The 15,209-nt window shown below is 66.5% G+C and carries 13 protein-coding genes; 7 read left to right on the forward strand and 6 right to left on the reverse strand.

Annotated elements, in window-relative coordinates; translation table 11 throughout:
• Positions 1-154: oxidoreductase C-terminal domain-containing protein (locus VFG17_RS17940; RefSeq protein WP_325031418.1), on the forward strand; the 154-nt coding region annotated here is incomplete at its 5' end.
• A 3-nt stretch (positions 155-157) separates the two neighbouring features.
• Here VFG17_RS17940 and VFG17_RS17945 read toward each other — a convergent pair.
• Both VFG17_RS17945 and VFG17_RS17950 read right to left on the reverse strand, forming a co-directional pair.
• Positions 158-2,962 carry an autotransporter outer membrane beta-barrel domain-containing protein gene (locus VFG17_RS17945; protein WP_325030749.1) on the reverse strand — a complete coding sequence of 935 codons (2,805 nt, stop codon included), beginning with the start codon at positions 2,960-2,962 and terminating at the stop codon, positions 158-160.
• 74 nt (positions 2,963-3,036) lie between these two features.
• Positions 3,037-3,663, reverse strand: coding sequence for a DUF4126 domain-containing protein (locus VFG17_RS17950; RefSeq protein WP_325030750.1), 627 nt, complete (start codon positions 3,661-3,663; stop codon positions 3,037-3,039).
• Between the two features lie 136 nt (positions 3,664-3,799).
• Here VFG17_RS17950 and VFG17_RS17955 point away from each other — a divergent pair, with 136 nt between their 5' ends.
• On the forward strand, positions 3,800-4,597 hold the full coding sequence (locus VFG17_RS17955) for an NUDIX hydrolase (protein ID WP_325030751.1): 798 nt from the start codon (positions 3,800-3,802) through the stop codon (positions 4,595-4,597).
• A 176-nt stretch (positions 4,598-4,773) separates the two neighbouring features.
• Positions 4,774-5,001, forward strand: coding sequence for a hypothetical protein (locus VFG17_RS17960; protein ID WP_179499452.1), 228 nt, complete (start codon positions 4,774-4,776; stop codon positions 4,999-5,001).
• A 112-nt stretch (positions 5,002-5,113) separates the two neighbouring features.
• On the opposite strand, the gene VFG17_RS17965 is transcribed toward VFG17_RS17960, so the two are convergent.
• Complete coding sequence (locus VFG17_RS17965) at positions 5,114-5,974, reverse strand: carbon-nitrogen hydrolase family protein (RefSeq protein WP_325030752.1); 861 nt, start codon at positions 5,972-5,974, stop codon at positions 5,114-5,116.
• An 84-nt stretch (positions 5,975-6,058) separates the two neighbouring features.
• Between VFG17_RS17965 and VFG17_RS17970 the strand changes: the two genes are divergently transcribed.
• Positions 6,059-8,992, forward strand: coding sequence for a M16 family metallopeptidase (locus VFG17_RS17970; protein ID WP_325030753.1), 2,934 nt, complete (start codon positions 6,059-6,061; stop codon positions 8,990-8,992).
• A 13-nt stretch (positions 8,993-9,005) separates the two neighbouring features.
• Here the strand turns inward: VFG17_RS17970 and VFG17_RS17975 are convergent, their stop codons facing one another.
• The gene (locus tag VFG17_RS17975; protein WP_325030754.1) at positions 9,006-10,790 is read right to left on the reverse strand and encodes a cation:proton antiporter; all 1,785 of its coding nucleotides are present in this window, start codon (positions 10,788-10,790) and stop codon (positions 9,006-9,008) included.
• 64 nt (positions 10,791-10,854) lie between these two features.
• The gene (locus tag VFG17_RS17980; protein ID WP_325030755.1) at positions 10,855-12,069 is read right to left on the reverse strand and encodes an NADP-dependent isocitrate dehydrogenase; all 1,215 of its coding nucleotides are present in this window, start codon (positions 12,067-12,069) and stop codon (positions 10,855-10,857) included.
• 162 nt (positions 12,070-12,231) lie between these two features.
• Here VFG17_RS17980 and VFG17_RS17985 point away from each other — a divergent pair, with 162 nt between their 5' ends.
• Both VFG17_RS17985 and VFG17_RS17990 read left to right on the forward strand, forming a co-directional pair.
• Positions 12,232-12,969, forward strand: a complete 738-nt coding sequence (locus VFG17_RS17985) for a phosphatidylserine decarboxylase (RefSeq protein WP_325030756.1) — start codon at positions 12,232-12,234, stop codon at positions 12,967-12,969.
• 2 nt (positions 12,970-12,971) lie between these two features.
• Complete coding sequence (locus VFG17_RS17990) at positions 12,972-13,745, forward strand: phosphatidylcholine/phosphatidylserine synthase (protein WP_325030757.1); 774 nt, start codon at positions 12,972-12,974, stop codon at positions 13,743-13,745.
• On the opposite strand, the gene VFG17_RS17995 is transcribed toward VFG17_RS17990, so the two are convergent.
• Positions 13,729-13,989, reverse strand: coding sequence for a hypothetical protein (locus tag VFG17_RS17995; protein WP_325030758.1), 261 nt, complete (start codon positions 13,987-13,989; stop codon positions 13,729-13,731). The genes VFG17_RS17990 and VFG17_RS17995 overlap by 17 nt on opposite strands.
• A 312-nt stretch (positions 13,990-14,301) precedes the next feature.
• Here VFG17_RS17995 and rpsB point away from each other — a divergent pair, with 312 nt between their 5' ends.
• On the forward strand, positions 14,302-15,150 hold the full coding sequence (rpsB, locus tag VFG17_RS18000) for a 30S ribosomal protein S2 (RefSeq protein ID WP_325030759.1): 849 nt from the start codon (positions 14,302-14,304) through the stop codon (positions 15,148-15,150).
• Positions 15,151-15,209 lie beyond the last annotated feature (59 nt).

A 15,209-nucleotide genomic window follows, 5' to 3' on the forward strand; every position in this document is an offset into this window, starting at 1 on the left:
CTACCTCAAGGCGGGCAAGGTCATCGCGATCGACTGCGTCAACGCGACCAAGGACTATGTCCAGGGTCGCATGATCGTCACCGCGGGGCTTCGCGCGACCGCCGAACAGCTCGCCGACGCCGAAACCCCGCTCAAGACGCTCCTGCCCGCCTGACGACTACCAGCTGATCGTCACGCCGACCGTGCCGCCGTAGCGCCGGCTGCGCGGCCCGTCGGCGTCGAAGCCGTAGTCGCCCTTCACATGCACCGCGACGCTTGTTCCCAGGCGCGCGATCAGCCCGGCGCCGACCTCGGCCTCGGTGCGGCCGAGATCGGTGCGGATCGGATCGCTGCCGAAACGCGTCGTCTGATCGCCGGAAAAGCCGTGCCACAGGCTCGCGTGGAGATAGGGCTGGAACCCGCCATATTCGCCCTGCAGCCGAAGCCCGGCGCGGCCGGTGAGCGAATCGCCCGTCGCGAAGTCGATCGTCGAAAAGCTGTCGGCGCGGTCGTCGAGCTTCACCTGCTGCCACAAGATCTGCGCTTGCGGCTCGAGCGTCCAATTGTCCGAGAGGGCGAGCGGATAGCCCGCTTCGAGCGAAGCGGTCCACCCCTTGCCGTCGACGTCGATCGCCTCGCCGGAACTGGCCGCGGTTTCGCCGTCGAACCAGCTGTGCATGACGACGGCATCGACATACCAACCGTTTTCGCCGACGAGCGTGGCATAACCGGCAAGGCTCGTCGCCTTGACGTCGATCCGGCCGACCGCCAGGTCGTTCCAGCCGATCGCCTGTCCGCGCACGGTCCCGTCGGTCGACGAGCGTCCGACAAAGGCGCCGAGGCGGATATTCGTGCCGCCCTCGTCGCCGAAACCGGCAAAATCCTGGCCGATCTGGAAGCCCGAAAGATCGCCGTCGAGCGACGGGGCGACGTCGCCGTCCCATTTGATCTCGCTATTCTCGGCGAAGACGCGGCCCCAGGTCGCGGGCAGTGCGCCGCCGCCGCGCAGCAGCGCCTGTTCGCCGCGCCGTTCGTGGAAGGTTCCGAGCGTCGCACTGGCGAGATGATGCGCGACCGGCACGGTTGCGACGAAGGCGGCGACCTCGGGGCGATAGAGCGGCACGACTTCGCCGACTGCTGCGACCACGGGTGTGGCGCCGGGGGTCGGCGGCTCGGGCGCGACCTCGGGGTCGGGTGAGGGGAGCGGCGCGGGCTCCGCCGGCGGTTCGGGCGGCGGCGGCGGCGCTTCGGGTTCGGGCGCGGGCGGTGGCTCCGGCGTCGGCGTGGGCGGCGGATCGGTCTCGGTCACCGGCGGCGCGGGGTCGACCGGATCGGGATTGTCCGGCGTCGGTTCGGGCGGCGGCGGGGGCGGCTCGGGGGCCGGCGGCGGGGGCGGTGCCGAAGGTTCGGGGGGCAGCGGCGCGGGCGCAGGCTCGGGCGGCGGCGGCGTCAGCACCGGCGGCGCGGGGGCGGGCTCGGGCGGCGGCGGGGTTTCGGGCTCGGGCGTCGGTTCGGGCGGCGGCGGCAAGGTCGATCGGAGATACCAATTCTCGCCGCTGCCTGCCGTAGTGCCGCCGCGGAACAGAAAATATTCATAGGCGCCGACGGCGAGGCGGTTGTTGAGCGCGAAGGCACCGCTCGCGGTCGTCGCGCCACCCACCGCCTCGACGACGAGGATGCCGTTCTGCCGGGTAAGGGCGCCGGTTCCGCCCGCGTTGAGCACGGTGATTCCGGTCGTGCCCGAGGCGCTGCCGCCGTCGATCACCAGCTTGTCGGAAAGCGATGCGTCGTCGCCGAGGACGGTGTCGAGCAGCAGCAGCCCGTCGTTGCCGACATAATCGCCGCGTACCGTGAAGCTGTCGCCCGGCGTATTGCCGCCGTTGGTCAGGTCGATGCGTCCGGCGTTCACCAGGGTCGCGCGCTGGTCTGCGGCGAACGCGGCGATCCCGCTCTGCTGGCCGCCGCCGAAAATCGTGCTCGACGCGTCGAGTTCGAAGCGCCCGGTGCCCGTGCCGGCGTCGCCGAGCGTCAGAAAACCGTCGAACGTCAGTTCGCTGTCGTTCGTCGCCTGGATATTTTCCCAGCCGTCGAAGCGCGCGATCCCGTCCGTCGTGACATTGTCGAAAACCAGCGCATCGCTACCCACCCCGCCGGTGATCCGCGGCGACCCGCCGAGGTTCGCATTGGTCAGATTGGCAAGCCGCGCGCTGTCGTCGTCGCCGCCCAGGTCGACCATGCCATGCACGACGCCGCCGCCGTCCCAGACGAAGCTGTCGGTGCCGGCGCTCAGCAGCACGTCGCCGCCGACCGATCCGCCGGTGATCGTCACGCTGTCGGTGCCGCCCGACACGCTGATATTGCCGCCGATCGTCCCGCCCGACAGGATGATCGTGTCGTTGCCGAACCCGGCGACGAGGTTGCGGTCGATGACGCCGCCCGACATGTCGAAGAGATTGTCGGCGAGCTTCATATTGACGCGGCCGATCCGCCCGCCGGTCATCCGCGCGGTGTCGCCGTCGTCGAAGGCATCGACGATGCGCCCGCCGGTCATCAGGAACGTATCCATCGAACCGCCCTGATTGAGCGTGCCCACCTCGCCCCCGGTCATGACGAAGTCGTCGATGCCTTCGCCTTGCTGCACCTGGCCGGTGACGGTTCCGGCGCTGATCGAGAAGCTGTCGTTGCCATTGCCCTGGTCGACAGCGCCCTCGATCCGGCCGGAATCGATGACGATTATGTCGGCGCCGCCGCCGAAGCTGACGTCGCCCGCGATGGTGCCGGTGCCGCCGGCGGGGAGGGTGAGTTGATTGTTTCCGCCCGGATCGTCGAGCCCGCCTACAGACGTGCCACTTTCGCAGATATGGACATCGTCACCTGCGGTGGGCGTGAAGACGCATTGCGCAAGGGCGGGAGAAGCCTGTCCCAGCGCGAGGACGGCGACGGAAGACAGGAGTATCGGCCTGAGGGAATATTTCGCGGACATAGGACATCGCTCCCTTATCGGGTCGGTGTGCCCCCCTGTTCGTCGAGGCTTATTAACCGAATATTGCCAAACTGTTAAGCATCGATCGACGGCGCCGGCTCGTCGCCCAGCGCGCGCTTCAGCGTCGCCTTGATATTGCGGAGCAGACGGCGCAGCGCGATGATCACGACGACCGCGGCGACCGCGAGCAGGACCGCGATGACGATCGCCAGCGGCGGATAGGCGATGGCGAGCGCCAACAGTCCGCCGGTCGCGACATCTTCGCCGGTCGAGACCGCGGCGTTGCTGAATGGTTCGGGGCTGACGTTGACGACCGCGCGTGTCGTCGCCTTTGCCCCGTGGCTGAGCAGCGCGCCGCCGCCGCCGAGCAGGAAGGCGATGACCTGCCACGCCGGATCGGAGGAATCGACGAGGGCCAGCGCGAGGAGCGCCCCGCCCAGGGGCCGCACGATGCTGTGAACCGTATCCCAGGCCGAATCCACCCACGCGATCTTGTCGGCGAGGAATTCGGCGAGCGTACCCACCAACGCCACGCCAAGCACCCAGGGATTGGCGAGTATCTGCAGCGCCGCGAGATGTTCGGGGAGCGGCAGCCAGCCGAACCGCATCGCCACGCCGGTCGCCAATATGGTGAGATAGAGCCGCCAGCCGGCGAGGAGGCTGAGGCTGCCGGCGACGCCCAAAATCTCGACGATTCCCATCTTCTGCTCCCCGTCCCGGATCGCGTCATCGCACATCTGCTTGCACCCGTGTTCTTGCACCCGTCCGCGCGTGCCCGCAATGCCGCGATGAAATGCCGAGATGACAGCGTGGCGCGGCCCGGTTATCGCTTGGGTCATGACCGACGAAACTTCGCCGACCGCACCGCCCGAAGTCTTGCCCGACGGCGCCATTCCCGCCGCGACGCTGGTCATCATGCGGCCGGCGGACAGCGGCGGCCCCGACGAGATATTGATGGTCAAGCGGTCGGCGACCATGGCGTTCGCCGCGGGCGCCGTCGTCTTTCCGGGAGGGCGGGTCGATCCCGACGATTATCGCGTCGCGCGCCTCCATGGCTTCGGGGTCGACGAGGCCGACGGCGCGGCGCGTGTCGCCGCGCTGCGCGAGACGCTGGAGGAAACCGGGCTGGCGGTCGGCTGGCCGGGGTTGGCGGAAAAAGAGGTGGCGGAGGTGCGTCGGGCGCTGCTCGACGGCACGCTGCTTTCCGACATATTGGCCGCGCGCGGCGACCGAATCGCTCTGGAATCCTTCGTTCCCTTTGCGCGCTGGTGTCCGAACTTCAAGGAAGCCCGGACGTTCGACACGCGATTTTATGCCGTCGCCGCCCCGCCGCACAGCCATGAACTGACGGTCGAAGAGGCCGAGCACAGCCATATCTTCTGGGCGAGCGCCGAGGCGACGCTGGCGATGGCCGATCGCGGCGAACTGTCGGTGATCTTCCCGACCCGGCGCAATCTCGAACGCATCGCGCAAGCGTCTGACTTTTCGGGCTTCTCCGCCCATAGCCGGCAATTTCCGGTCGAGCTTGTCACGCCGTGGGTCGAGGACCGCGACGGGCACAGCTATCTGTGCATTCCGACCCACCTCGGCTATCCGGTGACAAGCGAAGCCTTCGACCGTGTGCGGCGCGGATAAACGCTATTCTCTGCGACAAGTTTTTCTCTATTTATTATTTACTAACATTTGGCGGGCTAGGGCAAAACGTCGTTGCAATTGCTGAAGGCCGTGCCTAAGAAGGCGCTGCAGAAGCAGACCGGGGAGGTTCCCTCCGGTGTGATTCGACAAGAGTAATCCAGTGGACGGAGAATAAGATGAACCTGCTTAAGAAGGCTGCGATCTCTCTCGCAGCGACCTCGATGATCGCGGCTCCGGTCGCCGCATCGGCAGCCCCCGCGGCTCGCGCAGCTTCGGCCGTTGACGGCCAGAGCGAACTCGAAGGCAGCACGAGCTGGATCATCGCTGTCCTCGCTCTCGTTGCCGTCGTTGGCGGCATCATCATCGCGTCGGACAACGACGACGACGAACCGACCAGCCCGTAATATCGGCTGATCGATACCGATACCAAAAGGCTCCGAGCTTCGCTCGGGGCCTTTTGTGCATTTGGGATTTCGGATATCGCTGGCCACCGCGCGAAGCCGCGGCGCCGCTCGGTCAGAGCATGATATTCCGCGCGGCGCGGGATCGTTCCAACGGGATCGCCTGCCGGGCGAGTTCGCCCCCCGCCGCGTCGATCGGCGCCAGCGCCAACGCATAATCCTTCGCGGCCATCGCTTCCGTTCCCCCCGCATCGGCAACGACCGTGCCCCAGGGATCGATCGCGACGCTATGGCCATAGGTCTCTCGGCCGTCGGCATGCGTGCCGCACTGCGCCGCCGCCACGACATGGCATTGCGTCTCGATTGCCCGCGCGCGCATCAGCACATGCCAGTGCGCCTCGCCGGTCGATACGGTGAAGGCGGCGGGAATCGCGATGATCGTCGCGCCGCGGTCGGCCAGCGCCCGATATAGTTCGGGAAATCTGAGATCGTAGCAGATGCTGAGACCCATCCGTCCGAGCGGTGTGTCGACGACCACCAACGCGTCTCCACCTTCATAGCTCGCCGATTCCCGCCAGTTTTCGCCCGAGGGCAGCGCGACGTCGAACATATGGATCTTGTCATAGCGCGCCCGGATACTGCCGTCGGCGGCGATGACATGGCTGCGGTTGACGCGCCGCTCGCCGTCGTCGGCGAGTAAGGGCATCGACCCAGAATGCAGCCAGATCCCGTGCTTTTGCGCCATCGCCTGTAGCGCCGAAGGCCAAGGGCTGTCGGCTTCGCGGGCAATATGCCCGCCCGATCGCGCGCGGTCGCGGTCGAGCAGCAGCGACATTTCGGGAAGGAAGGCCATCGCCGCGCCCTGCTCAGCGGCCGCGGCCAGCGCGCGATCAATCGTCGCCAGATTCGCATCGGGGTCGATGCCGCTCGTCATCTGGATCAGCGCGGCGAGCGGGGCGGGAGATGAAGCGTTCATTCTAGCTGGCTAAGCCCGAGCTGCGCCCCGGGCAAGCATGACAGTTCAGTGGCCAGCAAGGTTCGGAAGCGATAAGACGGGGCAATGTCCTATTCTCCCCCGCGCCGCTCGCTTCGTTTCGCCCGTTCACTTTTCCTGTCCGGTGCCGCCGCACTGCTCTTGGCGCCGCTAACCGCAAGCGCGCAGGACGGTGATCAGGCGACGACGGTGAGGAGTCAGGCGAAGAACGCCGACTGGCTCTATGCCGGCAGCGACATTCCGCGCGATACCGCGTGGCAGTTCGGCGTGCTCCCCAACGGCCTGCGCTATGCCGTGCGCAACAATGGCGTGCCGCCGGGGCAGGTGTCGATCCGCGTGCGCATGGACGTCGGCTCGATGTTCGAAACCGAGGAAGAGCGTGGCTATGCGCATTTGCTCGAACATCTGACCTTCCGCGGGTCGGAACATATCCCCGACGGCGAAGCAAAACGCATCTGGCAGCGCTTCGGCGTGACCTTCGGCAGCGATTCGAACGCGCAAACGACCCCGACGCAGACGGTCTACCAGCTCGACCTGCCCAGCGTGACGCCGGCCAATCTCGACGAAGGCATGAAATTGCTGTCGGGCATGATCCGCGCCCCGCGCATCTCCGAACTTGCGGTCGCCGCCGAACGCGGCGTGGTGATGGCCGAACTGCGCGAAGCCAACGGTCCGCAAAAGCGGATCGCCGACGCGACCAACGCGCATCTTTTCGCCGGCCAACTGCTCGGCGACCGCTCGCCGATCGGTACCACGGAGTCGCTTGGCAAGGCGAACGCAACCGCGGTCGGCGCCTTTCACGATCGCTGGTATCGCCCCGACCGGGCGGTGGTCGTCATATCGGGCGACGGCGACCCGGCCGAATTCGCACGGCTGATCGCCAAATATTACGGCGACTGGCAGGTGGACGGCCCGAATCCCGCGACGCCCGATTTCGGCAAGCCCGATCCGAACCAGCCCGCCGCGCTCGAGATCGTCGAGGCCAGCCAGCCGCTCGCACTCACCCTCGCGATGGTGCGGCCGTGGAAGAAGCGCATCGACACCGTCGCAAATACGCGTCGGCTCTACCTCGAATATCTTGCCCAGGCACTCGTCAATCGCCGTCTCGAAAACACAGCGCGCGCCGGGGGCAGCTATCTCGTCGCGACGGTCGAGCAGCAATATGTCAGCCGCAGCGTCGACGTGACGATGGCATCGATCGTTCCCTTGAGCGACTGGAAGGCCGCCCTCGCCGATGTCCGCGGGGTGATCGCCGACGCCGTGAAAACGCCGCCGTCGCAGGCAGACATCGACCGCGAGATGAACGAGATCGAGGCGTTTTTGCTGAAGGAGCTGGAGAACGCCCGCAACGAACCCGGTGCGCGGCTCGCCGACGACATGGTGCGCGCGGTCGATATCGGCGAAACGGTGACGAGCCCGCAGGGGCAGGTCGATATGTTCAAGGCGATCCGCGCCTCGGCGACGCCGCAGGTGATGCTCGACATCAGCAAGGCGATCTTCGCCGCGCCGGTCACGCGCGTCGTGCTGACGACGCCGACGTCGGCGGGCGGCAACGCCGCGGTGCTCGCCGCACTGAAGGCGCCGGTGACCGCGCGCGACGACCGGCTGGCGGCGGTCGACGCCGATTTCAAGCAGCTGCCCGCGCTCGGTCCAGCGGGGACGATCACGTCGACCAGCCCCATCCTCGGGCTGCGCGCCGAACGGATCGAATTCGCCAACGGCGTGACCGCGCTGGTTTCGAACAACAAGGTCGAACCGGGCAAGGTTCGCGTCAATGTGCGTTTCGGCACCGGCAACCGCAGCGTTTCCGCCGATGCGCCGAATCTCTTGTGGACCGGCGATTATGCGCTGGTCGCGAGCGGAATCGGCCCATGGGGCCAGAACGAGATCGACAAGCTGACCAACGGCCGCCAGATTCAGATGAATTTCGCGATCGACGACGACGCGTTCGAGCTGTCGGCCGAAAGCCGGCCCGCCGACCTTGCCGACCAGATGCGGCTCATCGCAGGCAAGCTGGCCGTTCCCCGCTGGGATCCGGCGCCGGTCGAGCGGCTGCGCATCGGCTATCTTACCGGCTACGACCTCAACGACGCGACGCCGAACGCGGTGCTCGACCGCAATTTGCGCGGCTGGCTGACCGACAATGACGCGCGCTGGGCCGCGCCCGACAAGGCGCAGATCGAGGCGCTGACGCCCGCTGCCTTCCGCGCCTTTTGGGAACCGCGTCTCGCAAGCGGGCCGATCGAAGTGCAGATTTTCGGCGACCTCGAAACGGTCGACTATAAGAAGATCCTAGCCGAAACGCTCGGCGCGCTGCCGCCGCGCAAGGTCCTCGCGCCGCCGAGCGGCCAAAAGGTCGCCTTCGCCAAGCATGTGACCGAGCCCGACATCGCCTATCACCGCGGCGAGCAGGGGCAGGCCGCAGCGATGACGGCATGGCCCACCGGCGGCGGCCTTGCCAGTCCGCGTGATGCGCGCGGGCTCGAGATTCTCGCGGCGATCTTCAACGACCGCCTGTTCGACCGCCTGCGCGCCGAACAGGGCGCAAGCTATGGCCCCGTCGTCGATAGCCACTGGCCGACCGGCTTCGACAGCGGCGGCTATCTGCTCGTCGGCAGCCTGCTGGCGCCAAAGGATCTCGACCGCTTTTATGCCATTGCGAAGGAGATCGCCGCCGACCTGGTGACGAAACCGGTCGGCGCCGACGAACTGGCGCGCAACGCCGGGCCGATCCGCGAACAGGTCGCACGGGCCTCGACGGGCAATGTCTATTGGATGTTCCTGCTCGAAGGCGCGACGCGCGATCCGCGCGTCGCCGCGGCGGCGCTGTCGATCCAGGACGACATCGCGGCGGTGACCGCCGCCGACCTCCAGCGGCTCGCACGCCAATATCTGGCGCCCGAACGGCAATGGTCGCTGGCGATCCTGCCCAAGGGGATGACGCTCGCCGACGCGTCGGCGCTGGATGCTTCGCCCGCGCCGGCAGCCGGAGGACGCTGATCGAGTACTGTCCCTAGGCGGTTTCGCCGCCGGCGGTGTGACGGCGCGTCCGCCTGATCCGCGGTTCGTGGTCGAGCTTGCCCTTGGCCATGATGTCGTGGCGCATCTTGGCGCGGACGTCGTGGATCGACGCGATCACCGGCCCCATCGCGACGCCGAGGTCGATCAGCACCGCTTCGGCGAGTTGCAGCGAGCTTTCGAGCGTCTCGGGCACCGCATCGTTCGCCCCAGCCTGATAAAGGGCTGCGGCATGGTCGGAATCGCGCGCCCGGCTGATCACCGGCAGGTCGGGATATTTCTGCTTCAGCTGGCGCGTCATGCGCAGTTGCTGCACCGGGTCGTCCATCGTCAGCACGATCGCATTGGCGTTTTCGATGCCCAGCCGGTCGAGGCTTCCGGCGCGCGCGACGTCGGCAAAACGCACCGAAAAGCCGTCGCGCCGCGCCGCCGCGACCGTGTCGATATCGGCGTCGACCGCGATATAAGGCCGGTCATGCTCGCGCAGCAGCTCGGCGACGGTGTGGCCGACGCGGCCAAAGCCGACGATGACGGTGCGCCCCTCGGGTGTCTCGTCGGTCTGCGTATCGCCGCTGCGCATCTCGATCCGCCGCGCGATGTCGTGGCCGACCCGCGCGAGCAAGGGCGTGATCGTCAACCCGATCGCGGTGACGAGCTGCCAGAATTCGGCGGTCGCGCGGCTGATCAGCTGCGCCTGAAGTGCGGTGGTCAGCACGATCAGCGTCGTCTCCGACGGGCTCGCCATGAGCAGCCCGACCTCGGCTGCCGTCCCGCGCCGCGCCGCGCCCGAAAAACGCAGCAGTGCGGCGGTGACGACGGCTTTGACCAGCACGACGCCGACGACGGCCACCACGAGCGCTGGCCACTGGCTGGCGATCGTCTTGAGATTGAGTCCCATGCCGACGCTGATCAGGAACACCCCGAGCGCGAGCCCCTTGAACGGTGCGGTGATCGCCTCGACCTCGCCATGATATTCGGTTTCGGCGATCATCAGCCCGGCGAGCAGTGCGCCGACGATCGGCGACAGCCCGACCGCCGCCGTCGCCAGCGCGGCGACGATCACGACGAGCAGGCTCGCCGCGAGAAAGAGTTCAGGGTCCTTCGCCCGTGCCGCCTGTGCGAAGATCTTTGGCAGCAGGAACCAGCCGCCGACCGCGAGCGCCGCGACGACGAGCCCGCCCTGCCACAGCGTCGTCAGCATCAATTCGGTGCTGTCACCCGATGCCGCCGGCGACAGCGCGGCAAGGACGAAGATGATCGGGACGAGCGCCAGATCCTCGAACAGCAGCATCGAAAAGGACGCGCGCCCGACCGCCGATTTGGTGCCCGCGATCGGCAGCACAAGTGCCGTCGACGACAGCGCGAGCGCGATGCCCAGGCCATAGGCGGCGGGGGTCGAAAGATTGCCGAGGAACAAGAGCGCGGTACCGAGGATCGCGCCCGCGATAAAAAGCTCCGCCGCGCCGATCCCGAACACGAGCTTTCGGAGTTGCCACAGGCGGCGAAACGACAGCTCGAGCCCGATCGAGAAGAGCAGCAGGATGATCCCGAACTCGCCGAACAGCGCGATATCCTCGGTCGAGGCGATCGTGACATGTTTGAGCCACGGATAATCGGCGGCGAGCGCGCCGAGCCCCGACGGTCCGACGAGCAGCCCGACGAGGATGAAGCCGATCACCGGCGAAATCCTGAAGCGCGCGAAGGCGGGGATGACGATGCCCGCCGCGCCGAGCACCACGAGCGCGTTGCCGATGGCGGAGGTTTCTGTTTCGGATACCATAAGGGCCGACCTTATGCAGGCCGGCCCCGATTGGCTAGATAGCTAACCCAACCTTTTTGGTTGTTTATGCGCCCATCTTCTTGTCGAGGTTTTCGACGATCGCCTCGAAGAAGCCTTCGGTGGTCAGCCAGTTCTGGTCGGGACCGATCAGCAGCGCGAGATCCTTGGTCATCTTGCCGCTTTCGACCGTCGCGACGCAGACCTTTTCCAGGTCGTCGGCGAACTTGATCAGCGCAGCATTGTCGTCGAGCTTACCGCGATGCTTGAGGCCGCCGGTCCAGGCGAAAATCGATGCGATCGGGTTGGTCGAGGTCGCCTTGCCCTGCTGGTGCATGCGATAGTGGCGGGTGACGGTGCCGTGCGCGGCTTCGGACTCGACGGTCTTGCCGTCGGGGGTCATCAGCACGCTGGTCATCAGGCCCAGCGAGCCAAAGCCCTGCGCGACGGTGTCCGACTGGACGTCGCCGTCGTAATTCTTACAGGCCCAGACGAACTTGCCCGACCATTTGAGCGCCGAGGCCACCATGTCGTCGATCAGGCGGTGTTCGTAGACGATGCCGAGCGCGTCGAACTGCGCCTTGAATTCAGCCTGGAACACTTCTTCGAACAGATCCTTGAAGCGGCCGTCATACGCCTTCAGGATCGTGTTCTTGGTCGACAGATACACCGGCCATTCGCGGGCGAGGCCATAGTTCAGGCTGGCCCGCGCGAAGTCGCGGATCGAATCGTCGAGGTTGTACATGCCCATAGCGACGCCCGACGACGGGAACTGGAAGACTTCCTCGTCGATCAGCGTGCCGTCTTCGCCTTCGAAGACCATGCGCAACTTGCCGGGGCCGGGGACGCGGAAGTCGGTCGCTTTATACTGGTCGCCGAACGCGTGGCGGCCGACGACGATCGGGTCGGTCCAACCGGGGACGAGGCGCGGGACGTTCTTCATCACGATCGGCTCGCGGAAGACGACGCCGCCCAGGATGTTGCGGATCGTGCCGTTCGGCGACTTCCACATCTTCTTGAGGCCGAATTCCTCGACGCGCGCTTCGTCGGGGGTGATCGTCGCGCACTTCACGCCGACGCCATATTTCTTGATCGCGTTCGCGGCATCGACGGTGATCTTGTCGTCGGTGCGGTCGCGTTCCTCGATGCCGAGGTCGTAATAGTGGAGATCGACGTCGAGATAGGGGAGGATCAGCCGCTCGCGGATCCACTGCCAGATGATCCGGGTCATTTCGTCGCCGTCGAGTTCGACGACCGGATTGGCTACCTTGATCTTGCCCATGCTTTCTGCCTTTTTCCTAGGGGAGTCGGAGTTGCAGCGGGCCTTAGGCAAAGCGGGACGATTGATCAACCGCCCGTCGTGCGTTCCCCCCGGTGCCGGACGGCAACGATCGGGCCGCCTTATCCATTGTCAGTATAGAAGCCGCCCCCTAGAAGAATGACCATGTCCATAATCATCTCATCGAACCGGCCCGGTGGCGGCATCAAATGGCAATGGCCCTCGGTTCATCCCGAAGGCCGGAAATTCCTGCTGATCTCGGGCATTATCACTCTTTGCCTGTGGCTGCTTCCCGTCTGGAACCTGTTCGGCTGGCTGATGCTCGGCGTGACAATATGGGTCGGCGCCTTCTTCCGCGACCCGGTGCGCATCACGCCGGCGAGTAGCGACCTGGTCGTCGCGCCCGCCGACGGGCTGATCACCCAGATCGCCGAAGTGCCGCCGCCGCCCGAAATCGCGGGTCCCGACGGGCTCGGCGCCGCGCCGATGCTGCGCGTCTCGATTTTCATGAGCGTCTTCGACGTCCACATCAACCGCACGCCCGTCGCGGGCACACTGCGCAAGCTCGTTTATATCCCCGGCAAATTCGTGAACGCCGACCTCGACAAGGCGAGCGAGGAGAATGAGCGCCAGCATTTTGTCGTCGAGCGTGGCGACGGCGTGCGCATCGGCTTCACCCAGATCGCAGGCCTCGTCGCGCGGCGCATCATGCCCTTCGTGTCGATGGGCAATGAACTCGCCACCGGCCAGCGCGTCGGCCTGATCCGTTTCGGCAGCCGCGTCGACGTCTATCTGCCCGCGGGCACCGCGCCGCAGGTGCTGCTCGGGCAGCGCACGCTGGCGGGCGAGACGGTGATCGCGCGGATCGGTGCCGCCGAGACGATTGAAGGCGTCGGGCAGTAGGGATGGCGGAGGAGGCCCAAGTTTCCCTTGATGCCGAGCATCGCCGCATCGGCGGGATTCCGCTGCGCGCCTTTGCGCCCAATGCGATCACGCTGCTGGCGCTTTGCTCGGGGCTGACCGGGGTCCGCTTTGCCATCGACGGCGATTGGGCGGCGGCGATAACGATGATCATCGTCGCGGGGGTGCTTGACGGAATGGACGGGCGGATCGCGCGGCTGCTGCGCGCGCAAAGCAAGTTCGGCGCCGAACTCGATTCGCTCTCCGATGTGATCGCCTTTGGCGTCGCGCCGGCGATGATCCTGTTCTTCTGGTCGCTCAACGCGGCGCCGAAGTTCGGCTGGACTGCCGCGCTTGCGCTCGCGGTCTGCTGCGCGCTTCGGCTCGCGCGTTTCAATTCGCGCATGGATGCCGAGTTTCAGCCGCACAAGTCGGCGGGCTTCAATACCGGCATTCCCGCACCCGCGGGGGCAGGCATGTCGTTCGTGCCCATCTATCTGTGGCTGACGACGGGCAACGACCTGTTTCGCGAATGGTATGTCGTGATGCCGTGGGCGCTCGGCATTGCGATGCTGATGATCTCGGCGATCCCGACCTATAGCTGGTCGTCGATCCGGCTGCGCCGGTCGTGGCGCCTGTTCGCGCTGGCGGGAGTCGGCCTCCTCGGCGCTGCGCTTGTCACCGCGCCCTGGCTGACCTTGCTTGCGGTCTCTGCGCTCTATGCCGCGACGCTGCCTTTCGGGCTCGCGAGCTATGCGAAGGTCAGGCGGCGCGGCTGATTGCCGGCTGCATCCGCACCGCGGCGCGGATCGGGCGCGGGGCATCGCGGCGCGCCGGCGAGCGGCGCAGCGTCATCTTTTGCGGCGCGGGGCCGGGTTGCGGCGCGGCGTCGGCCGGGAAGGCGCCTTCGCCGAGCAGCGCCGACAGAATCGCATCTTCATTATTCTTGAGCATGGCGAGGATCACCGTGACGCCGAGCCCCGCGGCGAGGGCGAAGAGAAGAGCGGCAGCGACCTGAACCATGATCTTGTCCTTTCGGCTTTCTTGTGCGAAACCTTTTGTTAACCAGCGACGGTTCCATGGTCTTTTCGTTCCATGTTCCCGTTTTGTTCTCAAGTGATTTGCGACGAACGGAGTCGCTTTGTCGCCGAACCGAGTCCGCCGCGCGCGACCGGTTGAGCGCGAAAAGGCGCCGATACCCCTTGCTTTTGGCGGCCAAGGCGGCTAACGGGCCGCCCATTCCACATGGAAGGCGCACATACCGGTGCCGGGTTCATCCCTTCGCGGATGCCTCGGTTCTTGCTTTCCAGAGGACTAACCGGAAGGAGAAAGACTATGGCGGCACCTGTCGTCACGATGCAGAATCTTATCGAAGCTGGCGCCCACTTCGGCCACCAGACCCACCGTTGGAACCCGCGCATGAAGCCGTATATCTTCGGCGCGCGCAACGGCATCCACATTCTCGACCTGTCGCAGACCGTGCCGCTCTTCGCGCGCGCGCTCGACTTCATCGCCTCGACCTCGGCCGCCGGCGGCAAGGTGCTGTTCGTCGGCACCAAGCGCCAGGCGCAGGGTGCGATCGCCGATGCGGCGCGCGCGTCGGGCCAGCATTTCGTCAACCACCGCTGGCTGGGCGGCATGCTCACCAACTGGAAGACGATCTCGGGTTCGATCAAGCGCCTCAAGACGCTCGAAGAGCAGCTTTCGGGCGACACCTCGGGCCTCACCAAGAAGGAAGTGCTCAACAAGACCCGCGAACGCGACAAGCTCGAATTGAGCCTCGGCGGCATCCGCGACATGGGCGGCATTCCCGACGTGATGTTCGTGATCGACGCGAACAAGGAAGAGCTGGCGATCAAGGAAGCCAACGTTCTTGGCATCCCCGTCGTCGCGATCCTCGATTCGAACGTCTCGCCCGACGGCATCGCTTTCCCGGTTCCGGCGAACGATGACGCCGCGCGCGCTATCCGCCTCTATTGCGAAGCGGTTGCCCAGGCGGCGACGCGCGGTGGCCAGCAGGCCCGCGCGAACCGCGGCGAAGATCTCGGCGCCGCGGTCGAGCCCGCCGCCGAAGCCGCGCTGACCGAAGAAGCGCCGGCCGCCGACGCCGCCGCTCCGGTGACCGAGGACGAACAGGTTCCGGCCGAAGCCGCAGCCGAAACCGAACGTCAGAGCGACGCCTGATCGCCTGCGGGCATGACGGGACGGCGCGGCAAAGGTTCGCGCCGTCCCTGTCATCCCTT

Source organism: Sphingopyxis sp. (assembly GCF_035686825.1).
Taxonomy (GTDB): domain Bacteria; phylum Pseudomonadota; class Alphaproteobacteria; order Sphingomonadales; family Sphingomonadaceae; genus Sphingopyxis.